Consider the following 23,092-nt stretch of genomic DNA (forward strand, 5'->3'; position numbering starts at 1 on the left):
TCGAGTGAGCCGTTAAAACGATGTGCAAAAAAAACGCCCCGAACCAGTCGGGGCGTTTTTCATTCAGCGATTACCAATCAAGCCTGATCAGCCAACCGCCACGTCGTCCCGCCCTTCCCGTCTTCCAACACCACACCCATCGCGGTCAGTTGGTCACGGATACGGTCGGATTCCGCCCAGTCTTTATTAGCCCGCGCAGCCAGACGCGCCTGAATCAGCGCATCCACTTGCGCCGCATCCACACGCCCTTCGGCGCCGGCTTGCAGGAAGTCATCGGCTTCCATCTGCAGCACACCCAGCACGCTGGCCAGCTCTTTCAAGCGCGCAGCCAGCCCGGCCGCTGCCTCCAGATCAGTCTCGCGCAAGCGGTTGATCTCACGCACCATCTCGAACAGCACCGCGCAGGCTTCCGGCGTGCCGAAGTCGTCGTTCATCACTTCGGTAAACCGTGCAACGAACGCTTCACCTCCGGCAGGTGCCACGGCTGGCAGGCCTTTCAACGCGTGGTAGAAACGCTCCAGGGCGCCTTTGGCGTCCTTGAGGTTGTCTTCCGAGTAGTTAATGGCGCTGCGGTAGTGGCTGGACACCAGCAGGTAACGCACCACTTCCGGGTGGTACTTTTCCAGCACGTCGCGGATGGTGAAGAAGTTGTTCAAGGACTTGGACATCTTCTCGCCATTGATGCGGATCATGCCGCAGTGCATCCAGGCGTTGGCGTACGTCTTGCCGGTGGCGGCTTCGCTTTGGGCGATTTCGTTTTCGTGGTGCGGGAACTCAAGGTCGCTACCGCCGCCATGAATGTCGAAAGTCTCGCCCAGGCAGCAGGTGGACATCACCGAGCACTCGATGTGCCAGCCCGGACGCCCGGCGCCCCATGGCGACTCCCAGCTCGGCTCGCCGGGCTTGGTGCCTTTCCACAGCACGAAGTCGAGCGGGTCTTGCTTGGCTTCGTCGACTTCGATGCGTGCGCCGATGCGCAGGTCTTCGATTTTCTTGCGCGACAGCTTGCCGTAGCCCATGAACTTGGCCACGCGGTAGTACACGTCGCCATTGCCGGGGGCGTAGGCATAACCCTTGTCGATCAGGGTCTGGATCATCGCGTGCATGCCCGGAATGTGATCCGTGGCGCGCGGTTCCATGTCCGGCTTGAGGATGTTGAGGCGCGCCTCGTCCTCGTGCATGGCAGCAATCATGCGTTCGGTCAGCGCGTCAAACGACTCGCCGTTTTCGTTGGCACGGTTGATGATCTTGTCGTCGATGTCGGTGATGTTGCGCACATAGGTCAAGTCATAGCCGCTGAAACGCAACCAGCGGGTCACCAGGTCGAAGGCAACCATGCTGCGGCCGTGGCCGATGTGGCAGTAGTCGTACACGGTCATGCCGCACACGTACATGCGCACCTTGTTGCCATCCAGCGGCTTGAAGACTTCTTTGGTCTTGCTCAGTGTGTTGTAGATCGTTAGCACGATGCGTCCTTTTCTCTGTATGCAAAGCCGCTCACGGCTGCATCACTGGCCCCACGAATCACGCAGGGTCACGGTACGGTTGAATACCGGCTGACCAGGTTTCGAGTCCTTGATATCTGCGCAGAAGTAACCTTCGCGCTCAAACTGGAAACGGTCTTCCGGCTGTGCGTCGCCAAGCGATGGCTCGGCACGACAACCGGTGAGCACTTGCAGGGAATCAGGGTTGATGTTGTCCAGGAAGCTCGCGCTGTCTTCAGCCTTTTCAGGGTTCGGCGAACGGAACAGACGATCGTACAAACGCACTTCGCATTCGATGCTGGCAGCCGCCGGCACCCAGTGGACCACGCCTTTGACCTTACGGCCTTCCGGGTTCTTGCCCAGGGTTTCGGGGTCGTAGGAGCAACGCAGTTCGACGATGTTGCCATCGGCGTCCTTGATCGCTTCATCGGCGCGGATCACGTAGCTGCCGCGCAGACGCACTTCGCCATTCGGCTCCAAGCGCTTGTAGCCTTTTGGCGGCTCTTCCATGAAGTCATCGCGGTCGATGTAGATTTCGCGGGCGAACGGCAGCTTGCGCACGCCGAGTTCTTCTTTTTGCGGATGACGCGGCAGTTCGAGGTTGTCGACCTTGTCTTCCGGGTAGTTGGTAATCACCACTTTCAACGGACGCAGCACGCACATGGCGCGCGGTGCGTTGGCGTCGAGGTCCTGACGGATGCTGAACTCGAGCATGCCGTAGTCGACCACGCCGTCGGAGCGGTTGGTGCCAACCATCTCGCAGAAATTACGGATCGACGCCGGGGTATAACCGCGACGACGGAAGCCCGACAGCGTCGACATGCGCGGGTCGTCCCAGCCATGCACGTGCTTTTCATCAACCAGTTGCTTGAGCTTGCGCTTGCTGGTGATGGTGTAGTTCAGGTTCAGGCGGCTGAATTCGTACTGACGCGGGTGCGCCGGCACCGGCAGGCTGTCGAGGAACCACTCGTACAGCGGGCGATGGCTTTCGAACTCCAGGGTGCAGATCGAGTGGGTGATGCCTTCGATAGCGTCCGACTGACCGTGGGTGAAGTCGTAGTTCGGGTAGATGCACCACTTGTCACCGGTCTGGTGGTGATGGGCGTGGCGGATGCGGTACATGATCGGGTCGCGCAGGTTCATGTTCGGCGAGGCCATGTCGATTTTGGCGCGCAGCACGCGGGCGCCGTCCGGGAACTCACCGGCGCGCATGCGGTTGAACCAGTCCAGGTTCTCTTCGACCGAACGGTCGCGGAACGGGCTGTTCTTGCCCGGCTCGGTGAGGCTGCCGCGGTATTCCTTGGCTTGCTCCGGGGTCAGGTCGTCGACATAGGCCTTGCCGGCCTTGATCAGCTCGACGGCCCAGTCGAACAACTGGTCGAAATACTTGGAGGCATAGCGCACTTCACCGGACCATTCGAAGCCCAGCCACTTGATGTCGCTTTCGATGGCGTCGATGTATTCCTGGTCTTCCTTGGCCGGGTTGGTGTCGTCGAAACGCAGGTGCGTGACGCCACCGAACTCCTGGGCCAGGCCGAAGTTCACACAGATCGACTTGGCGTGGCCGATGTGCAGGTAACCGTTGGGCTCAGGCGGGAAACGGGTGACGATCTGCGTGTGCTTGCCCGAATCCAGGTCCGCCTGGATGATCGGGCGCAGGAAATTGACCGGGACGGCAGGTCCGGCCTTGGAATTCGAGGTAGGGTCGACAGTGGGCTTGCTCATAGGATCCTTGAACAGACGAAGTGCTTGGCCAGAAGTGGGGCCGATAAAACAAAGGGCTTATGATAGCCGAAGCTGTCAAGCCGCTGACAGAGCGTGGTCGAAAACTGCTGCATTTAATGCATCGGCGGTAAAAAACCACCTCGAAATTCCTGCAGGTCACGCTAAACTGCGCGCCTTGGCCTCTGTTTAGCCAATCAGGTGAGGCGCTCAGGCGTCCAAACCCACGAATTCCCTGAAAAGAGTAGTGAACATGACTCAAGTCAAACTGACCACCAACCACGGTGACATCGTCATCGAGCTGAACGCCGAGAAAGCGCCGATCACCGTCGCCAACTTCATCGAATACGTTAAAGCCGGCCACTACGAAAACACCGTTTTCCACCGTGTCATCGGTAACTTCATGGTCCAGGGCGGCGGTTTCGAGCCTGGCATGAAAGAAAAGAAAGACAAGCGCCCAAGCATCCAGAACGAAGCGGACAACGGCCTTTCCAACGACAAGTACACCGTCGCCATGGCCCGTACCATGGAGCCGCATTCGGCCTCCGCGCAGTTCTTCATCAACGTCGCCGACAACGCCTTCCTGAACCACAGCGGCAAGAACGTGCAGGGTTGGGGCTATGCGGTATTCGGTAAAGTGACCGAAGGCCAGGACGTCGTCGACAAGATCAAAGCCGTGCAGACCACCGGTAAAGCCGGTCACCAGGACGTTCCGGTAGAAGACGTTATCGTCGAGAAAGCCGAGATCGTTGGGTGATACTGCTGATTTCAGATTTGCATCTGGAAGAGGAGCGCCCGGACATCACCCGGGCGTTTCTGGCTTTGCTCCACGGCCGCGCCCGTGGCGCCCAGGCGTTGTACATTCTGGGCGACTTCTTTGAAGCCTGGATTGGCGACGATGGGATGACACCTTTCCAGCGTTCGATTTGCGCAGCATTGCGTGAGCTGAGCGACAGCGGCACCCCGATTTTCATCATGCACGGCAACCGCGATTTCCTGATCGGCAAGGCGTTCTGCAAAGCCGCAGGTGCCACCTTGCTCAAGGACCCGAGTGTCGTGCAGCTCTACGGTGAGCCTGTGCTGTTGATGCACGGCGACAGCCTGTGCACCCGCGACGTTGGCTACATGAAGCTGCGGCGCATCCTGCGTAACCCGATTGTGCTGTTTATCCTGCGGCACCTGCCATTGCGCACCCGCCACAAGCTGGCGCGCAAGCTGCGCAGTGAAAGCCGCGCGCAGACACGCATGAAAGCCAACGACATTGTCGATGTGACGCCCGAGGAAGTGCCGCGGGTGATGCAGCAGTTTGGCGTGCGCACCCTGGTCCACGGCCATACGCACCGCCCCGCCATTCACAAGTTGCAGATTGGTGATCAGGCGGCCAAGCGCATTGTGCTGGGGGATTGGGACAAGCAGGGCTGGGCGTTGCAGGTGGACGAGCAAGGGTTTGCGCTGGCGGCGTTTGACTTCGTTAATCCGCAGCTGGCGCTGCCTGGCGCCTGATTCTCAAACACAACACCCATCAAATGTGGGAGCTGGCTTGCCTGCGATAGCATCACCTCGATGTATCTGATGTACCGAGGTGCCTGCATCGCAGGCAAGCCAGCTCCCACACTGACCGAGTTCGGTCTTTCGGTCAGTGCCCCGAAGCCTCCGGCCCGGCCTTCGCCGCAAACGGTGGTTTCGCCAGCCACACAATCACGATCAAGCCCATGAACATCCAACCCAGCAGCGTGAAGTAATCCACGGTGGACATCATGTACGCCTGGCTGGTGAGAATCTGGTCCAGCTGCGCATAGGCCTTGTGCCCTGCCCCGCCGAGTGCCTGCAAGGCGTCACGGGTGGCCGAGTCGTAGGTGGTCATGTTCTCGCTCATGTAGGCATGGTGCTGGTCCGCCCGGCGAATCCAGATCCAGGTGGTCAGCGAGGCCGCAAAACTGCCGCCCAGGGTCCGCAGGAAGGTCGCCAGGCCCGCGCCGTCGGCGATTTGCGCCGGCGGCAAGTCGGACATCAGGATGCTCAAGGTCGGCATGAAGAACAGCGCCACGCCAATACCCATGAACAGCTGCACCAGGGCGATGTGCGTGAAGTCGACTTCATTGGTAAAGCCTGCACGCATGAAGCAACTCAGGCCAATCGCCAGGAACGCCAGCCCGGCCAGCAAACGCAGGTCGAACTTGTGCGCATACTTGCCCACGAACGGCGACATCAACACCGGCAGAATGCCGATCGGCGCCACCGCCAGGCCCGCCCAGGTGGCGGTGTAGCCCATCTGGGTTTGCAGCCATTGCGGCAGGATCAGGTTGATGCCGAAGAACCCTGCATAACCCAGCACCAGCACAATGGTGCCGATGCGGAAGTTGCGGTAGGCAAACAACCGCAGGTTGACCACCGGGTGCTTGTCGGTCATTTCCCAGATGACGAACACCGCCAGGGCTATCGCCGAAATCACGGCACCGATGATGATGAAGTTGGATTCGAACCAGTCCAGGTCATTGCCCTTGTCGAGGATGATCTGCAACGCGCCGACACCGACGATCAGGCTCAGCAACCCGACGTAATCCATCGGCTGGTAACTGGTGACCACTGGACGTTTCTTCAACTGCGAACGCACCACCAGCACCGCAAAGATGCCGATGGGCACGTTGATGAAGAAGATCCACGGCCAGCTGTAGCTGTCGGTAATCCAGCCGCCAAGGATCGGGCCGGCAATCGGCGCCACCACCGTGACCATCGCCAGCAGCGCCAGGGCCATGCCGCGCCTCGCCGGCGGGTAGACCGCGATCAGCAACGTTTGAGTCATCGGGTACAGCGGCCCGGCCACCAGGCCCTGCAACACCCGAAAGCCGATCAGCTCAGGCATCGAGGTGGAAATACCGCAGAGGAACGAGGCCAGCACAAACAGGATAGTCGCCCACAAAAACAGCTTCACCTCGCCAAAGCGCCGGCTCAACCAGCCAGTCAGCGGCAAGGCAATCGCGTTGCTCACCGCAAACGAGGTGATCACCCAGGTGCCCTGCTCCGAACTCACGCCGAGGTTGCCGGAAATGGTCGGCAAGGCCACGTTGGCGATCGTGGTGTCGAGCACCTGCATAAAGGTCGCCAGCGACAGGCCAATAGTGGCCATCAACAGGCTGGGTGGCGTGAACGAGGCGTTATTGCTCATCAGCGTTGCACAGCCTTGGGCGCGGCGAGGCTGTTGTCATGGATCAGCTGAGTGATCATGGCATCGGCTTCGGCCAATTGGCGGTCATACACGTTGGTGGTGAACGAGGCCTTTTGCGGCGCCTGTTGCGCCAGTACCGGGCCGCTCTTGTCGTGCAGGTCCACGTTGACCACGGTGCTCAAGCCCACGCGCAGCGGGTGCTTGGCCAGCTCGTCGGCGTTGATGTGAATACGCACGGGCACCCGTTGCACGATCTTGATCCAGTTACCGGTGGCGTTCTGCGCCGGCAGCAAGGCAAACGCGCTGCCGGTACCGGCGCCCAGGCTGTCCACGGTGCCGCTGTACTTCACGTCACTGCCGTAGATATCCGACTCGATGTCCACCGGCTGGCCGATACGCATATCGCGCAGCTGGGTTTCCTTGAAGTTGGCGTCGATCCACAACTGGTTCAGCGGGATCACCGCCATCAACGCGGTACCCGGCTGCACGCGCTGACCCAATTGCACCGTGCGCTTGGCCACATAGCCGGTTACCGGTGCAATCAAGGTGCTGCGGGCGTTGGTCAAGTACGCCTGGCGCAGTTGCGCGGCGGCGGCCTGCACGTCCGGGTGGGACGAAATCACCGTGTCGTCCACCAGCGCGCTGGAGGTCTTGAACTGTTGCTGCACGTTGGCCAGGGCGCTTTGCGCCGAGGTCAGGTCGTCACGGGCGTGGGACAGTTCTTCCTGAGAGATCGCGCCGCCGGCGGCTAGGTTCTTACGACGGTTGTAATTGTCCTGGGCCTTTTGCACGTTGGCTTGCTGCGCCAGCACCTGAGCTTTCATGCCATCAACGTTGCTGTACAAGCCCCGTACCTGGCGCACGGTGCGCGCGAGGTTGGCCTGGGCACTTTGCAGGCCGACAGCGGCATCATTGGGGTCGAAGTTGATCAGCACCTGGCCTTCGTGGACCAGGTCGCCGTCGTCGGCGCCGATGCTGACCACGGTGCCGGTGACCAGCGGGGTGATTTCCACCACGTTGCCGTTCACATAGGCATCGTCGGTGCTTTCGTTGAAGCGCCCGTAAAGCTCATACCAGGCCCACACGCCGATCACGCCGAGAATCACGATCAGCGCCAGGCCGATCAGCATGATTTTGCGTTTGCGTGGGTTGCTGTCTTTCTGCTGCTCTTTAGGCTGCTCTTTGGGTTGCTCTGTTGCGTTGTTGCTTTCGGCAGTGGCCATGACAAATACCTCAAATTATTCCGTGCGTGTAGCTGGGGTGGTTACGGCCACGTTATCGGCGTTGTACCCGCCACCCAGGGCTTGCATCAATTGAATCGACAGATCGATCTGCGCAGCATTCAAGGCCGCCAACTGACGCTGGGCCTGCAGCAATTGCTGCTCGATGCTGAGTACATCCAGGTAATTCCCGATCCCCGAGCTGTAGCGCTGAACCCCGGTGTCGTAGGACTGCTGGGCAATGTCCGCGGCGTGTTGCTGGGCCTGGATCTGCCGACCGGTATCGCGCAATTGCGAAAGGGTGTTGCCAATATCACCCAAGGCTTGCACCAGGGTTTTGTTGTACTGGGCCACCGCCAGGTCGTAATCGGCGTCGCGGGCATCGAGGTCGGCGCGCAGGCGGCCACCGTCGAAGATCGGCAACGAGATTGTCGGCGCAATGCTGAAGAAACGGCTGGCCGAGCCAAACATCGCGTCGCCCAACAACGACTCGGCCCCGGCGCTCGCGCTCAGGTTGAGGTTGGGGTAGAAGCGGGTCTTGCTCGCGGCGACGTTCTTGCTCGCGGCTTCGACGCGCCAACGTGCGGCGATCAAGTCCGGGCGACGGCCCAGCAACTCGGCCGGCAGCACAGAAGGCACGGCAACGGCGCTGGGTTTGAGCACGTTCGGGCGGGTCAGCTCGCTGCCACGGTCGGGGCCTTTGCCAAGCAATACGGCCAGGGCGATCTTGGCGCTTTGCAGCTGTTTTTCTGCATCGATCAGTTGCGACTCAGAGCTGGCTTCCAGGCTTTCGGTCTGCTGGTACTGGTACTGGCTGTCGATGCCGGAACTCAGGCGGCGCTTGCTCAGGTCGAGCATCTGACGGGTGCGCTTGAGGTCGTCGGCGGCCAGGTCTCGCACGATGTGCGCCTGGCCCAGGTCGCTGTAGGCCTTGGCCACGTTGGCGGCCAGGGTCAGGCGCGCGGCTTGCTGATCGACTTCGGCGGCACGCGCCTGGCCCAACGCAGCTTCCCAGGCGGCGCGCTGGCCACCCCACAGGTCAAAGTTGTAGTTGAAGCTGGCGCCGATGTTACGCACGGTGGCGTAGGCATCGCCCTGCCCCAGCGGGTCCTGATCCTTGGCCAGGCGCGAACGGCTCACGCCGGCGCTGGCATCCAGGGTCGGCATGCGGGCGGCATCGGCGGCGTAGGCAGCGGCCTGCGCCTGGTGGGCACGGGCGCTGGCGACTTGCATGTCAGGGCTGTTTTGCAGGGCTTCATGGATCAAGCCGTCCAACTGCGGGTCGCCGAGGCTCTTCCACCAATCGGCCGTCGGCCAAGCGGCGCTGGACAAGGTCACGCCACTGAGGGACTTGCCGGTTTGCAACGTGTTGGCGTCGAGGCGTTGGCCCTGGGTGTCGAGGCCGCTGAAGTTGGCACAACCGGCCATGCTCATCGCCACCAGCACCAGGCTAAGTGCGCGTGTGTTCATTGATTACCTACCCGCTGGATGACGATGGCGTCACCGGCAGCTACCAGAATTTTCGTGAGGATTTTTTCCAGGGTTTGCAACTCGCCGGGCTGCAGGGCGCCGGCCAGCTCATTCATCGACTGCGCACCGATGTGCGGCAGCATGTCTGCCAGGCGCTGGCCGTCTTCGGTCAGTACCAGCTGCACCTGGCGCCGGTCCTGCTCGGAACGCTTGCGCGCCAGCAGGCCCTTTTGCTCCAGGCGGTCGAGCATGCGGGTCATGGAACCGCTGTCCAGCGACAGGTTGCGACACAGCTCGGCGGGCGTGTCGACCTCATACTGGGCAATGATGATCAACACCTTGAACTGCGCGGCGGTGACGCCATGCGGTTCCATATGCGTGTCGATAATGCGGTCCTTGAGCAGCGCGGCGCGGCCCAGCAACAGGCCGAGGTGGCAGTTGCGAAAGCTGTCAGGGGTGAAGTGGGTCATCGAAAGTCACCTTATTACTGCCTAGGCAGTGAATGTATGACAAGATGTTACTGCTTAGGCAGCGAATGTCAAATGGAATTATTAGCTTGCTTGCTAATTGACCGACAGGTGGGCTGCACCGCAAACACATGTGGGAGCGGGCTTACCTGCGATGCCGGTCTGTCAGTCAATAAATCATCGACTGATGGACCGCCATCGCGGGCAAGCCAGCTCCCACACTGTTTGTGCGTGAAGGTTTAGAAATCGCGCTTGTAGAAGATATCCAGTGAACTGGCCACGCCACTGGCCACTTCCAGGTACACCTTCTTGCTCAGCAGGTAGCGCAAGGCAATCGTACTGGCCGGTTCGAACACCCCGACCCCATACCGCAAGCTGAGTTTTTCGGTGATCTTGCCGCTGGCCACCACGGCGGTGTTATTGCCGGTGCCCTGGGTGTCGAGGTCGAAGTCCTGAATGCCCAGCTTGTTGGCGATATCCGAGGTGACCCCGGCGCTGCCCATCAACCCCAACCCCAGGGCGGCCTCGGCCAGCATGTTGTTGTCTTCGCCGGTGTTGTTGCGCGAACGCCCCAGCACCAGGTACGAGAGCGCATCCTCCTGAGGCATGGTCGGCTCGGAGAAGATCTGCGTGGTCGGCTGCTCGGCGCTGCCGCTCAAGCGAATACCGGCCGTCACCGTTCTGGACGGTTCGGTAACGACGCGCACGGCCTCGACATCCAGGAACGGTTGGTCCAGTGGCCCTGCAAACAACAGCCGCGCGCGGCGCACGTCAAGCCGCTGCCCGTAGGCACGGTAGCGGCCGTCGTTGAGCCACAGCTCGCCACGGGTGTCCATGTTGTCGCCGATGTGCACATGGCCCTGCACTTTGGCAGTGAGCCCGAAGCCCGCAAAGTTGAGCTGGTCTTCGCCCACCACCACGTCGATGTCCATGGCCATCGCCATCGGCGGCTTGCCCTGGGCGGTCTGGCTGCCGACGATCACCGTGTCATCGGAGACCTTGACGGTGGACGGCGGCAATTCACGCACGGTGATGTCGCCACGCGGGATGTGCACCTTGCCGGCAATCGCCAGCTTGTCGTTTTTCAGGCTGATTTTCAGGTCCGGCGCCACTTCCAGCTTGGCGTAAGGCTCAACCGTGACCGGCAGTTGCGCGCCTTGCAGGCTGAGGTCCACCACCAGTGCCTGGCCCCAGTCGATCTGCCCCTTGAGGCTGCCCTGCCCGGCCTTGCCGCTGCGCCACGCGCCATTCAACTGCACGCTTTCGCCGGCAATCAGTGCTTGCACGTTCAAGCCTTCGAGGCTGATCGGCAACTCGGGCCCGGAGACTTCACCGCCCACCAGATTCACGTTGCCGTTGACCTGCGGTGCCAGCAAACCACCGGAGATACGCCCGTTGCCGTTGAGCTTGCCGGTGAGTTTGTCCACCATCGGCACAAACGGTCGGGCCACGGCGAGGTCCAGGCCGTTGAGGCTGAAATTACCGGTGATCGGCTTGTTGTTGGGCAGCGGGTTGATCTGCGCCTGCACCAGCAACTCACCGAGCTTGCCGCCGCGGAAGGTCAGCTGAGTGTCGATGCGTTTAGGGTTAAGGGTGGTTTCCAGCTTCAGGGTGTCGTAGGGGAAATCCACCCACTGGGCCTTGTCCTTGACACGCAGCGTGCCACCGCTGGCATCCACCGCGATCACGCCTTTAGGGCCGCTGGCGGGCAGGTCGAGCTGCACGTCGGCGTTGAGCTTGCCTTGCCAGGCGAAATCCTTGGGCAGGAAGGCAGCCAGACTGTCGATGGGGAATTGCTTGAGGTGGTAACGCAACTTCGGCTCAGGCATCAGGCGCTGATCTTCACCGCACAGGCTGGCAGGGCCGGACACCCAGCAATGCGCCGCAAAGGTCAACTTGCCGTCCGCCAGGCGTTCGATCCTGGCCGGGGCTTGCAGCTTCCAGTCCTGGCCGCCGGCTTGAACGTCACCGCTGGCCAGGCGCCCGCGCCAGTTACCTTTGTCGAGGTCGCCATCGAGCGCCAGGCCCAGCTTGACCAGCGGCCCGGCCAGGTCCAGCTGGACTTTCTGGCGCTTGATATCACCTTGAGCGCTGGCGGTCAGGGTGCCGACCTGGGTGTCGCCGGCCTGGATGCCACTGCCCTTGAGGTCGATCTTCGCGCGCTGGGCGTTGTCGAGCGTGGCGTCCAGGGTGAGGTTTTGCAGTTTATTGTCGGCAAACGCCAGTTGCTGGCCTTTGAGGTCGAGTTTGCCTTGCGGCGCCTGCAACGTACCGGCCACATCGACACGCCCGTTAATCTGCCCGCGCAGTTGCGGCCACAGCTGGGCCAGGCGCATCAGCTTGATATCGATCTGCCCGGCCACACGTTGCTGCAGGCTGCCGCTACCGTTGATGCGGTTATCACCCAGGCGAATGTCAAGGTTGGCCAGGGTCCATTGCTCGCCTGCGCCTTGCGCCTTGGCGGCCAGCACGGCAGTTTGTCCGCGCAAACGGCCCTTGAGGTCGAGGTCGGCGTTGAGCTTGAGCTGTTCATGTTTGAACTCGCCCTTGCTGCGCAGCGGCCCGGCCAACGTGCCCGGCAACTCCGCGACCCAGTACGCCGGGTTCAGCGCCGACAGGTCCAGCGCGGTGTCCCAGGCAATGCCGTCGGCAAACTGCAGGCTCAGGTGGCCTTCAGCCTTGCCTTGGCCGGCCGTCAATTTCAGTTCGGGCAGGAAGAGTTGCTTGAGGTCGCCACTGAACGGCGTGACCACATTGAATTTGCCCGCCGGGCCGTCGAGGTCGGCCTTGACGTTGCCAAGGTAATTGCCGTCTTTATAGGAAATCTCGCCGTTGAGCGTATGCAGCGCGAACTGCGGTTCATCAATCAATGGGTAGAGGCGGTGCCAGGGAAAATCCAGCCAATCGATCCTGGCGTCGGCGCTGAAGCCCTGTTGCCAGTCCAGATTGGCGCTGAGCTTGAGGCTTTGCTGGTCGCCGACATTCAAATCCAGGCCGGCGATCTGCGCGCCCTTGGCGTCAACCTTGCCCTGCAGCAGCAGGTCCACCGGGCCTTTTTCCGCTGGCAGCACGGCCTTGCCCAGCAGTTGATAACCGCTGCTCAGGTCGCCCTTGGCGGTGAGGTCCAGTTGATTGAGTTGCAGGGTGTCGGGCAGGTCGGCGCTGGGTTTGAAGCCGTCGGCGCTGATGTGCAATTGCGCGGGCAGGTTCTCCACCAAAGGTTGCAGCTCACCGCTGAGTTTGGCGGGCAGGTAGCCACTGCTGTCGGCGTCGAGCTTGAGGGTCTTGAGCAAGTCTCCGTCGACCTTGAGCGCAACCTTCCACGGCGCGCCGCCGGGCGCGTACGGCAGGCTCAGGTTGCCCGTGGCGCTCAGCGGCCAGTTGCCGGTCGGTTGCAGCAGACCCGCCAGGTCCAGCACCAGATCATCGCGTTGCAGGTGCACCGAGTCGATCTGCAGGCCCGCGGCGGTCCAGTGCGCCGCGAGCTGCAAGCCCTTGAGCTCTTCGCTGCCATTGAACAGCAGGCTACCGACGCGAACGTCGCCCAACTGGATCGCCACCGGCAGTTTCAACTCCGGCAGCTGGATCGGCCCGCTGCTGCTGTCATCGGTACTGGGTGGAAATTGCAGGCTGACCTGTTCCACGTCCAGCTGGTTGATGCACAGGGTCATGCGCAGCATGCATGCTGGCGACCAGTCGAACTTCGCCGCATTCAGCTCGACCCGGCTGGTGTCTTGCTGCCACAACAGGTGGTCGACACGCCATTGGCCACCCAAATGGCCCTGGAAATTCTCCACCGTCAATCCCGGCACCTGGCTCAAGGCCCAGCGGCTGCCCGCTTGGCTGCCGAGTACCGCCCACAGTGCCACTAACACCACGGCGAAGACTGCCACGATGGCCAGCCCCGCTATTTTCAAACCACGCATCACAGCTCAGGCCCCATGGAAAAGTGCAAACGAATGCCGCCCGGATCTTCCAGGGCATGGGCCAGGTCGAGGCGAATCGGGCCGACCGGCGACACCCAGCGCACGCCCACCCCCACACCGGTTTTCAGGCTCGGCATGTCCAGGCTGTTGAAGGAGTTGCCCTGGTCGACAAAGGTCGCGATCCGCCATTTTTCGGCGATGGAATATTGATATTCGGCACTCAACGCCACCATATAGCGGCCGCCGATGCGGTCACCGCGATCGTTTTCGGGTGACAACGTCTGGTACTCGTAGCCACGCACGCTCTGGTCACCACCGGCAAAAAAGCGCAGCGACGGCGGCACCGATTTATAGCCATTGGTGGCACTGCCGCCGAACTGCGCGCGGCCGAGAAAGCGGTGGTTGTCCCACAAGGTGGTCAAGCCCTTGATGGTGGCAGTGCCGTAAAGCAGGTTGGTGTCGGAACCCAGGCCTTCCTTGGCGACCTTGGCGTCGAACATCAGGCGATAGCCATTGTGCGGGTCGATGCGGTTGTCGCTGCGCAGGTAGGAATAATTGATCCCCGGCATCACCAAGTTACTGAGGCCCGAGTCATTGCCCAGGCGGTATTCTTCGCGCTGATATTTGAGCGAGATGACCCGCGTCCAGCCGCTGGGCAATTTGCTGTGCCATTCAGGGCCGAGGGTGAGCAATTTACTCAGGGTGTCGGTATTGGCGATTTCTTCATTCTGGTAGCCGCCGGCAAACCGCAGCTTGTCGGTAAGCGGCGGGTCCAACGGGATGTCGTACCACAGGCCGACGTTCTGGCGCGGCGCCGAAAGCTCGGCTTCCCAGCCATAACTGTGACCTTGTGGGTTGACCCAGTGACGCGTCCAGTTGGCTTTGCCGCGCGGGCCGACGTCAGTAGAGTAACCCAGGCCTAGGCCCATGGTGCGCGGCTTGCGGGTGTCCAGTTGCACCGCCACCGGGATCACATCGTTGGCCGAGGCGGCGGGGCTTGCGTCTACGCGCACAGCTTCGAAAAAGCCACTCGCCTGCAGGTTCTGGTTGAGTTCGGCGATCAGCTCGGAGTCGTAAGGGTCGCCGCTTTTGAACGGCACCATGCGTTGCAGCAGGTCTTCATCAAACGGCGTGTCGCCGGCAAAGCTGACCTTGCCCATGCTGTAGCGTGGGCCGCTGTCGTAAATGAGTTCGATATCGGCGACGCCGGCTTTGGGGTCAACCGAGAGTTTCTGGCTGGTAAAGCGCCCGCTGAAAAAGCCGTAGCGCGAGGCCTGGTTCTGGATCAGACGCTTGGCGTCTTCGTAGTGGCCGTGATTAAGCACGGCACCGGATTTGAGGTCGCTGCTGTCGGGCACGCGAAAAGCCTTGAGGCTCGCGGCCTGGCCGTCAACCCGAAGGGTCACGTTGCGCAAATGCACCGGCTCGCCGGGGTCGATGGTGAGGATCAGGCGTGGATTCTTGCCGCCTTTTACATCACTGACGATTTGTGGCTGATAGTAGCCCAGCGCCTGGGCAGCCTTGCGGGCCTGCTCTTCGGCGCCGCGGCTGAACCGCAACAGGGCTTCTTCATCACGATCGCCTACCCCGCCGATATAGCCTTCGATGTTGGCTTTCAACGCGTCGTTTGTAGGCTTGATCCGCACGTCCAATTCGCTTTGCGCCAAGGCGCCGCAGCTTGTGAACAGCAGAATCAAGCCGCTGGTAAATCTTCCTGGAAGCTTCATAGGCGCGGATGCTACACGAGCTGGGGAGAGACTTTGAACCCGGAATAGTCTGAATAATTCTGCGTTAAGCCGTTGCAGCATGTAACGACTGCGGATTGGGGTGAAAAAACACGTGTTCCAGGATAGGCCCTATCGCCACTTCGCCGATTTCCTCATAGCCCTGACGCTTATAAAAATCCAGGTAGCGTGAGTTGCCGGTATCGAGCACTACGCCTGAGGAGTGCGGGTCGTCGGCGCACCAGTTGTGCACGGCCTCAAGCAGCTGCTCGCCATAGTGCTTGCCCTGAAATTGCGGGTGGATGCCCAACAACGGCAGTACGTGCACCGACTCGGTCGGCAGGCACGCCAGCACCGCGTGATGGTATTCCAGGTAACGGCGAGTGCCGCGTACACCGGTGCTCAACCACATGCGCAATTGCCACGCCCAGCTTTCGGTAATGCCCAGGCGCCGTTGGGGTGGCGCAATCAGGGCAATGCCGATCAGCCGGTCGTTGACGAACAGGCCGATGGCGGGCAGTTTCTGAAAGAAATGCTGCTTGACCAGCTCACGCACCGTGGCGCGTACCCGCTGTTCATAGCCTGGGCGTTCAGCTTCGAAGATGTAGGCGAATGTCGGCTCATGCCGATAAGCCTGGTAGAGCATGGAGCGCGCTTCGCGCGAATAGCCGCTGTTGAGCAGGCGGATCTCGGCAAGGGCCGTCGAAGTGTCAGGCATACAGTCAATCTCCCTGGGCGCCATTCAGAAGATGGCGTTCTTATGGGTACGAACCTACGCAGCACCAGTCGTTCCCAGACATTAGCAGTGCATCTGCTCGACCGCCACGCTGGCCCCCGTCGGACTTGTCGGCTAGCATCGCCCTTTTGCCAGACTGGACTGCCGACCATGAAAATCGTCTCCTTCAATATCAACGGGCTGCGCGCCCGCCCTCATCAGCTGGCGGCGCTGATTGAAAAGCATCAACCGGACGTGATCGGCCTGCAGGAAACCAAGGTTCATGATGACCAGTTCCCGTTGGCCGAAGTGCAGGCGTTGGGCTACCACGTTTATTACCACGGCCAAAAAGGCCACTACGGCGTGGCCCTGCTCTCGCGCAAAGAAGCGCTGAGCGTGCACAAAGGTTTTGCCAGCGATGAAGAAGACGCCCAGCGCCGCTTCATCTGGGGCACCTTCGCCGATGAGAACGGCAACCCCGTGACCATCATGAATGGTTACTTCCCCCAGGGCGAAAGCCGCGACCACCCGACCAAGTTTCCGGCCAAAAAACGCTTCTACGAAGATTTGCAGCACCTGCTGGAAAGCCAGTTCAGCAATGACCAGGCATTGGTGGTGATGGGCGACATCAACATCTCCCCGCAAGACTGCGACATCGGTATCGGCGCCGACAACGCCAAACGCTGGCTGAAAACCGGCAAATGCAGCTTCTTGCCGGAAGAACGCGAGTGGATGGCCCGCCTGAAAAACTGGGGCCTGGTGGACAGCTTCCGCCACCTCAACCCGGACGTGGCCGACCGCTTCAGTTGGTTTGATTACCGCAGCCGTGGGTTCGAAGATGAGCCCAAGCGTGGCCTGCGCATTGACGTGATCATGGCGTCCAACGGCCTGGTGCCGCGGGTCAAGGATGCCGGCGTGGACTACGAGCTTCGGGCGCTGGAAAAACCGTCCGACCACGCGCCGATCTGGCTGGAACTGAGCTGACGCGACTCAAAGTGGGAGCTGGCTCGTGTGGGAGCTGGCTTGCCGGCGATGCAGGCACCCAGGCCTTCCAGCTAAACCGGGTTGATGCTATCGCAGGCAAGCCAGCTTCCACCTTTGGGTTGGTTGTGTGCCAGTCACACCGTTGAAACTTTACTGACTTAATCTCCCGGCACTCCCCTTGGCTTAAGAAGGTGCCGGCATGATGCTGCGCGTTCTGCTTCTGTTGATCCTGCCCCTCTACGCAGTTGCCGCTCCCCTGCCCGTTCCCGACCAAGGCCCCGCGTTGCGCATCCAGGGTTCCAACACCATTGGCGCCGCGCTCGGGCCCGCGCTGGTCATGGGCATGATGCAACACCAGGGCGTGCAGGCGGTGCACAGTGAACCGGGCGACGGCGCCAATGAACAGCGCGTGATCGGCAAGACCCGCCAAGGCAGGACGGTCACCATCGAGGTGGCGGCCCACGGCTCCAGTACCGGGTTCGCCGCGCTGAAAAACCTCAGCGCCGACCTCGCCGCGTCGTCGCGCCCGATCAAGGACAGCGAACTGGTGGACCTTGAACCCTTGGGCGACCTGAAAAGCCCCGAGGCTGAGCAAGTGATCGCCATTGATGGCCTGGCGATTATCCTCAATCCGAAAAACCCGTTGAATACCCTGAACACCGAGCAACTGGCGCAAATTTTCAATGGCGAAGTCGACACGTGGGAGGCACTGGGTGGCATCGGCGGGCCGATTCATTTGTATGCCCGGGATGATCAGTCCGGCACCTACGACACCTTTAAGGAACTGGTGCTACGCCTGCGCGGTAAACCCCTGGCGCCTGCCAAGCGTTTTGAGTCCAGTGAGCAACTGTCCGATGCCGTAAGCCAGGACGCTCAGGGCATCGGCTTCATCGGCCTGCCGTATGTGCGCCAGGCCAAGGCCGTGGCAATCGTCGATGGCGACTCACAACCGATGTTGCCGTTGAACAGTCTGATTGCCACCGAGGACTACCCGCTGTCACGCCGACTGTTCTTTTACCTGCCGCCATCGAGCCACAACGCGTGGGCCAAGGCGCTCGTGGACTTTACCCAGAGCAGCAAAGGCCAGGCGATTGTTGCAGCCAACGGTTTTATCGCGCAGCAGGTGCAGGCGATCAGCGTGGAGCCGCGCCCGTCGATGCCTGCGGACTATCAAGCCATCGCGCGTGAGGCCCAGCGATTGAGCGTGAATTTTCGCTTCGAAGAGGGCAGCGCCAGCCTCGACAACAAGGCACGCCAGGATCTGCAGCGGGTGGTGGCGTACCTGAAAAGCCACGACAAGCTCGACAAGCAGGTGACGCTCGTAGGGTTTGGCGACGCCAAGAATGACCCACAACGCGCCGCGCTACTGTCGAAATTGCGGGCAATGGCGGTGCGCCGCGAACTGGTGAGGAACGGCGTGGTGCTGCGCGATATTCTCGGGTTCGGCGCGCAGATGCCGGTGGCGGCGAACACGGCGGATGAGGGCCGGATCAAAAATCGGCGAGTGGAGGTTTGGGTGCACTGACGCCTGGCGAGCAAGCCTTCGTAGCGAGCGGGCTTGCCCCGCGTTGGGCTGCGAAGCAGCCCCATAATCACACACACTTTGCCAGGCAGAACCGGTCGCAGGGTTTTAGGGCTGCTGCGCAGCCCTACACGGGGCAAAGCCCGCTCGCCACACTTACTGCCCGCTGCGCATCAGCTCTTTGGGCACGTACTTGCCGATCTCGAACTTGCCGATTGCCGCACGGTGCACTTCATCCGGGCCGTCGGCCAGGCGCAAGGTGCGTTGCATGGCGTACATGTAGGCCAGCGGGAAGTCGTTGGAAACGCCGGCGCCACCGTGAATCTGGATGGCGCGGTCGATGACCTTCAACGCCACATTCGGCGCCACCACCTTGATCTGCGCGATTTCGCTTTTCGCAACTTTGTTGCCCACGGTGTCCATCATGTACGCCGCTTTTAACGTCAGCAGACGGGCCATGTCGATTTCCATCCGTGAGTCGGCGATCTTGTCGATATTGCCGCCCAGGCGGGCCAACGGTTTACCGAACGCGGTGCGGCTGACGGAGCGTTTGCACATCAGTTCCAACGCGCGCTCGGCCATGCCGATGGAGCGCATGCAGTGGTGGATACGGCCTGGGCCAAGACGACCCTGGGCAATTTCGAAGCCGCGACCTTCGCCGAGCAGTACGTTTTCGTACGGCACGCGCACGTTGTCGAACAGCACTTCGGCGTGGCCGTGCGGGGCGTCGTCGTAACCGAAGACCGGCAATGGGCGCACGATTTTGACGCCGGGGGCATCCACTGGCACCAGGATCATCGAGTGCTGCTGATGACGTGGCGCATCCGGGTTGCTCTGGCCCATGAAGATCAAAATCTTGCAGCGCGGATCGCAGGCGCCGGAAGTCCACCATTTTTTGCCGTTGATCACCCACTCGTCGCCCTGGCGCTCGGCGCGGGCAGCCATGTTGGTGGCGTCCGAGGACGCCACGTCCGGCTCGGTCATGGCAAAGGCCGAGCGAATCTCGCCGCGCAGCAACGGCTCGAGCCAGCGTTGTTTTTGCTCTTCGTTGGCGTAGCGCACCAGCACTTCCATGTTGCCGGTGTCGGGGGCGGAGCAGTTGAACGGCTCCGGGCCCAGCAGCGAGCGGCCCATGATCTCGGCCAGTGGTGCGTATTCGAGATTGGTCAGGCCGGCGCCCAGTTCGGATTCGGGCAGGAACAGGTTCCACAGGCCTTCGGCCTTCGCCTTGGCTTTCAGCGTTTCCATGATGGCGGTGGGCTGCCAGCGATCACCTTCGCTGACCTGGCGTTCGAACACCGGCTCGGCCGGGTAAACGTAAGCGTCCATGAATGCGGTGACGCGTTCACGCAGTTCCTGAACCTTGGGCGAATAGGCGAAATCCATGAGCAGCTCCCTTCTCTGAGAGGTTGTTTAGGTCATGCAATCGATGCTAGAACAGCGCTGATAATTTACCTAGCCTATTCTCGGCGTGTATTAACATTCATCACCGATATATGATCGACGCCTGAACACCTGACAAATCGCCACCTAACAATAAGAGCGCAACGAAATGAATCTGAGCAAGGTCGACCTCAACCTCTTTATTGTCTTCGACGCGATCTACACCGAAGCCAACCTGACCCGTGCCGGGCAGATCGTCGGCATTACCCAGCCGGCGGTGTCCAACGCGCTGGCGCGCTTGCGCGAAACCTTCAATGACCCGCTGTTCGTGCGCACGGCCCAAGGCATGGTGCCCACGCCGATGGCGCAGAACATCATCGGCCCGGTGCGCAATGCGTTGTCGTTGCTGCGGGTGTCGGTGCAGGAAAGCCGGATTTTCAACCCGCAGCAAGCCGCCAAGACCTACCGCATCAGCATGACCGATCTCACCGAAGCGGTGATTCTGCCGCTGTTGTTCCAGCGCCTGCGCCGCCTGGCGCCGACGGTGGTGATCGAGAGTTTCCTGTCCAAACGCCGCGAAACTACCAAGGAGCTCGCGGCCGGGCGCCTGGATTTTGCCGTGGATGCGCCGCTTAACACCGACCCGCAAGTGCGCCACGTCAAGCTGATGGAAGACCGCTACGTGTGCGCCATGCGCAAGGGCCACCCGATGGCGGGCAAGGACAAATTCACGCTGGATGACTACCTGTCGCTGACGCATATCCATATTTCCAGCCGCCGCAACGGCCTGGGCCATGTGGACCTGGCGCTGGGCAAGATGGGTATCCAGCGCAAGATCGCCCTGCGCTCCCAGCATTACCTGATGGCCTCGCAAGTGTTGCAGCAGACCGACATGGTGATGACCGTGCCCGAGCGCTTCGCCCGCCGTCATGAGTTGCATTGGTTCAACCTGCCGGTTAATGACGTGCCGCCGGTGGAAACCCACCTGTACTGGCACGAAAGCACCGACCAGGACCCGGCCAACCGCTGGATGCGCGAGCAAATGATCGAGTTGTGCCAACAGGTGACGGCGCATGAGAAGAAGCTCGACGGTAAGCAAGCCTGACCCGTGGCAAGCAGACCTTTTGTGGCCAGCAGGCCCTCTGTGGCAAACAGGCTCTGTGTGGCGAGCAGGCTTGCCCAGCGTTGGGCTGCGTAGCAGCCCCAACCCCAAGTGCCGCGTTTTTGCTGAAAAATTGAATCAATATTTATTGCGGGCGCGTCCCCCCCCAACGCAGGGCAAGCCTGCTCGCCACAACACGCCCGCCCATAAGGTTGGAAAGGCAGCTTGACGTTTACGTCAACCTGACATTAGCTTAGCGCCAAGACCTTCTTGAGCGCCCCCATGAGCACGACTTACAGCATCTCCGACCTCGCGCGCGAGCTCGACATCACCACCCGCGCCATTCGCTTCTATGAAGAACAAGGCCTGCTGGCCCCGGAACGCCGGGGCCAGGAGCGCATCTACTCGGCGCGCGACAAGGTCAGCCTCAAACTGATCCTGCGTGGCAAGCGCATCGGTTTCTCCCTGGCCGAGTGCCGCGAGCTGATCGAACTCTACGACCCCAGCAGCGGCAACCACATCCAGCTCAACAGCATGCTCGCCAAAATCGCCGAACGCCGTGAGCAGCTTGAGCAACAACTGCTGGATATCGAACAGATGAAGCTGGAACTGGACACCGCCGAAGAGCGCTGCACCCAGGCCCTGGCGCAGACCATGAGCCAGGTTGGCCAATAACGATAAGGTAGCCATCATGCCCCTCCCCTCACACGTACGCCTGGTGGAAGTCGGCCCGCGCGACGGCCTGCAGAACGAAGCCCAGCCCATCAGCGTGGCCGACAAGGTCCAACTGGTGGATGCCCTGACCGACGCAGGCTTGAGCTATATCGAAGTGGGCAGCTTTGTCTCGCCCAAGTGGGTGCCGCAGATGGCCGGGTCGGCGCAAGTGTTTGCGCAAATACAGCGCAAACCCGGTGTGACCTACGGCGCACTCGCACCGAACCTGCGAGGTTTTGAAGACGCCGTGGCCGCTGGCGTAAAGGAAGTCGCCGTGTTTGCGGCCGCGTCCGAGGCGTTTTCCCAGCGCAACATCAACTGCTCCATCGGCGAAAGCCTGGAGCGCTTTGCGCCCATCATGGCGGCGGCCAGGCAGCACGGCGTCAGCGTGCGCGGGTATGTGTCGTGTGTGTTGGGTTGCCCTTACGAAGGTGACATCGCGCCGGAACAGGTCGCGGCGGTCGCACGCGAGTTGTATGCCATGGGCTGTTATGAAGTTTCCCTGGGCGACACCATCGGCACCGGCACGGCGGGCGCTACGCGGCGGTTGTTTGAGGTGGTCGGCGCGCAGGTGCCACGGGACAAATTGGCCGGGCACTTCCATGACACCTACGGGCAGGCGATTGCGAATATCTACGCCAGTGTGCTGGAAGGGATCACGGTGTTCGACAGCTCCATCGCGGGCCTCGGCGGCTGCCCTTACGCCAAGGGCGCCAGCGGTAACGTGGCGACGGAAGACGTGGTGTACCTGCTCAACGGCCTGGGTATCGACACCGGCATCGACCTGCAGGCACTGATTCTCGCGGGCCAGCAAATCAGCAGCGTGCTTGGCCGGGCTACCGGGTCGCGGGTTGCCAAGGCGCGTAACGCCAGTTGAGTAGAGCGGCTGTGACAATGTGTTACCGCACGGCTACATATCGAGTAACACGGGAACATATTTTGTCGCATTCGCCGTAGGTATTTCCCTACTAAAAATTCAAGCCATTGATTTAAAAGGAATTTAAAAAGTTGGCACGGCTTCTGCTATCTCTATTGCATAACAAGAATAAAAAGCGCCAAACCTAATAAAAATAAGACGAAACGACTCTGACATAACAAAAACAACACGGCAGAGACGCAGCTAACAGATTTTTTTGGAGAAGATGTGCTTCGCAGGGTACGGCATGCCGAAACCCGCAACCGGTTAGAGAAAAATAAAACTACCTCAGGTAGCTGCCACTGGTTGGATCGGTAACGAAGAAGCAGATCAGCGCTCAAAAAAATACGTTTGCTCTTGACCCCGGATGGGGGTCGCCCAAAACAGCGGTAAAGGGTAACGGCTGCTAAAAACAACAACAGGCCGCCCCTCAATAATAAAAAAGAGCACGCAACGACAAATTAAAGGGGACCTTCGGGTCCCCTTTGTGCTTTCCGGGATTCGACAAATGCGTGTCGGGCACCGATCAAAAGGTGGGAGCGGGCTTGCTCGCGAAGGCGGTGTGTCAGTGTCAGAT

Annotated in this window: 17 protein-coding genes; 7 read left to right on the forward strand and 10 right to left on the reverse strand. The window is 61.0% G+C overall.

Features of this window, described 5'->3' with window-relative positions; all coding sequences use genetic code 11:
• Positions 1-77: 77 nt before the first annotated feature.
• Together cysS and C4J83_RS19010 are read right to left on the reverse strand one after the other, a co-directional pair.
• The gene (cysS, locus tag C4J83_RS19005) at positions 78-1,466 is read right to left on the reverse strand and encodes a cysteine--tRNA ligase (RefSeq protein WP_124417914.1); all 1,389 of its coding nucleotides are present in this window, start codon (positions 1,464-1,466) and stop codon (positions 78-80) included.
• A gap of 42 nt (positions 1,467-1,508) precedes the next feature.
• Positions 1,509-3,209 carry a glutamine--tRNA ligase/YqeY domain fusion protein gene (locus C4J83_RS19010; RefSeq protein ID WP_106578796.1) on the reverse strand — a complete coding sequence of 567 codons (1,701 nt, stop codon included), beginning with the start codon at positions 3,207-3,209 and terminating at the stop codon, positions 1,509-1,511.
• A gap of 250 nt (positions 3,210-3,459) precedes the next feature.
• Between C4J83_RS19010 and C4J83_RS19015 the strand changes: the two genes are divergently transcribed.
• Positions 3,460-3,963: a peptidylprolyl isomerase gene (locus C4J83_RS19015; RefSeq protein WP_106578797.1), complete on the forward strand. Its 504-nt coding sequence runs from the start codon at positions 3,460-3,462 to the stop codon at positions 3,961-3,963.
• Positions 3,960-4,709: a UDP-2,3-diacylglucosamine diphosphatase gene (gene lpxH / locus C4J83_RS19020; protein WP_119739833.1), complete on the forward strand. Its 750-nt coding sequence runs from the start codon at positions 3,960-3,962 to the stop codon at positions 4,707-4,709. Before C4J83_RS19015 ends, lpxH begins: the two co-directional genes overlap by 4 nt.
• Before the next feature lie 133 nt (positions 4,710-4,842).
• Here the strand turns inward: lpxH and C4J83_RS19025 are convergent, their stop codons facing one another.
• The 7 genes from C4J83_RS19025 to C4J83_RS19055 form a co-directional block, all read right to left on the reverse strand.
• Entirely contained in the window at positions 4,843-6,372 is a 1,530-nt protein-coding gene (locus tag C4J83_RS19025) for a DHA2 family efflux MFS transporter permease subunit (RefSeq protein WP_106578799.1), read from the reverse strand.
• Positions 6,372-7,595: an HlyD family secretion protein gene (locus C4J83_RS19030; RefSeq protein ID WP_106578800.1), complete on the reverse strand. Its 1,224-nt coding sequence runs from the start codon at positions 7,593-7,595 to the stop codon at positions 6,372-6,374. The genes C4J83_RS19025 and C4J83_RS19030 overlap by 1 nt, the downstream gene beginning before the upstream one ends.
• 15 nt (positions 7,596-7,610) lie before the next feature.
• Entirely contained in the window at positions 7,611-9,062 is a 1,452-nt protein-coding gene (locus C4J83_RS19035) for an efflux transporter outer membrane subunit (protein ID WP_119739829.1), read from the reverse strand.
• On the reverse strand, positions 9,059-9,532 hold the full coding sequence (locus C4J83_RS19040) for a MarR family winged helix-turn-helix transcriptional regulator (RefSeq protein ID WP_106578802.1): 474 nt from the start codon (positions 9,530-9,532) through the stop codon (positions 9,059-9,061). The genes C4J83_RS19035 and C4J83_RS19040 overlap by 4 nt, the downstream gene beginning before the upstream one ends.
• A 236-nt stretch (positions 9,533-9,768) precedes the next feature.
• Complete coding sequence (locus tag C4J83_RS19045) at positions 9,769-13,455, reverse strand: translocation/assembly module TamB domain-containing protein (protein WP_124417915.1); 3,687 nt, start codon at positions 13,453-13,455, stop codon at positions 9,769-9,771.
• On the reverse strand, positions 13,455-15,182 hold the full coding sequence (locus C4J83_RS19050; RefSeq protein ID WP_106578804.1) for an autotransporter assembly complex protein TamA: 1,728 nt from the start codon (positions 15,180-15,182) through the stop codon (positions 13,455-13,457). Before C4J83_RS19050 ends, C4J83_RS19045 begins: the two co-directional genes overlap by 1 nt.
• A gap of 64 nt (positions 15,183-15,246) precedes the next feature.
• A complete protein-coding gene (locus C4J83_RS19055; RefSeq protein ID WP_106578805.1) occupies positions 15,247-15,897 on the reverse strand; it encodes a GNAT family N-acetyltransferase in 651 nt (216 codons plus the stop codon).
• A gap of 168 nt (positions 15,898-16,065) precedes the next feature.
• On the opposite strand from C4J83_RS19055, the gene xthA reads away from it, so the two are divergent.
• Positions 16,066-16,878 (forward strand): exodeoxyribonuclease III, encoded by an 813-nt coding sequence (gene xthA / locus C4J83_RS19060; RefSeq protein WP_106578806.1) that lies wholly within the window; start codon positions 16,066-16,068, stop codon positions 16,876-16,878.
• Between the two features lie 199 nt (positions 16,879-17,077).
• Entirely contained in the window at positions 17,078-18,403 is a 1,326-nt protein-coding gene (locus C4J83_RS19065; RefSeq protein WP_119739825.1) for a substrate-binding domain-containing protein, read from the forward strand.
• A gap of 153 nt (positions 18,404-18,556) precedes the next feature.
• Here the strand turns inward: C4J83_RS19065 and C4J83_RS19070 are convergent, their stop codons facing one another.
• Positions 18,557-19,786 carry an acyl-CoA dehydrogenase gene (locus C4J83_RS19070; RefSeq protein ID WP_124417916.1) on the reverse strand — a complete coding sequence of 410 codons (1,230 nt, stop codon included), beginning with the start codon at positions 19,784-19,786 and terminating at the stop codon, positions 18,557-18,559.
• Between the two features lie 166 nt (positions 19,787-19,952).
• Here C4J83_RS19070 and C4J83_RS19075 point away from each other — a divergent pair, with 166 nt between their 5' ends.
• The 3 genes from C4J83_RS19075 to C4J83_RS19085 all read left to right on the forward strand — a co-directional run bounded on the left by C4J83_RS19075 (position 19,953) and on the right by C4J83_RS19085 (position 22,476).
• Positions 19,953-20,888 (forward strand): LysR family transcriptional regulator, encoded by a 936-nt coding sequence (locus C4J83_RS19075; RefSeq protein WP_017136514.1) that lies wholly within the window; start codon positions 19,953-19,955, stop codon positions 20,886-20,888.
• 279 nt (positions 20,889-21,167) lie between these two features.
• Complete coding sequence (locus C4J83_RS19080; protein ID WP_106578810.1) at positions 21,168-21,560, forward strand: MerR family transcriptional regulator; 393 nt, start codon at positions 21,168-21,170, stop codon at positions 21,558-21,560.
• A gap of 16 nt (positions 21,561-21,576) precedes the next feature.
• Positions 21,577-22,476, forward strand: coding sequence for a hydroxymethylglutaryl-CoA lyase (locus tag C4J83_RS19085; RefSeq protein ID WP_124417917.1), 900 nt, complete (start codon positions 21,577-21,579; stop codon positions 22,474-22,476).
• Positions 22,477-23,092: the final 616 nt, after the last annotated feature.

This window comes from Pseudomonas sp. LBUM920 (genome assembly GCF_003852315.1).
Classification (GTDB): domain Bacteria; phylum Pseudomonadota; class Gammaproteobacteria; order Pseudomonadales; family Pseudomonadaceae; genus Aquipseudomonas.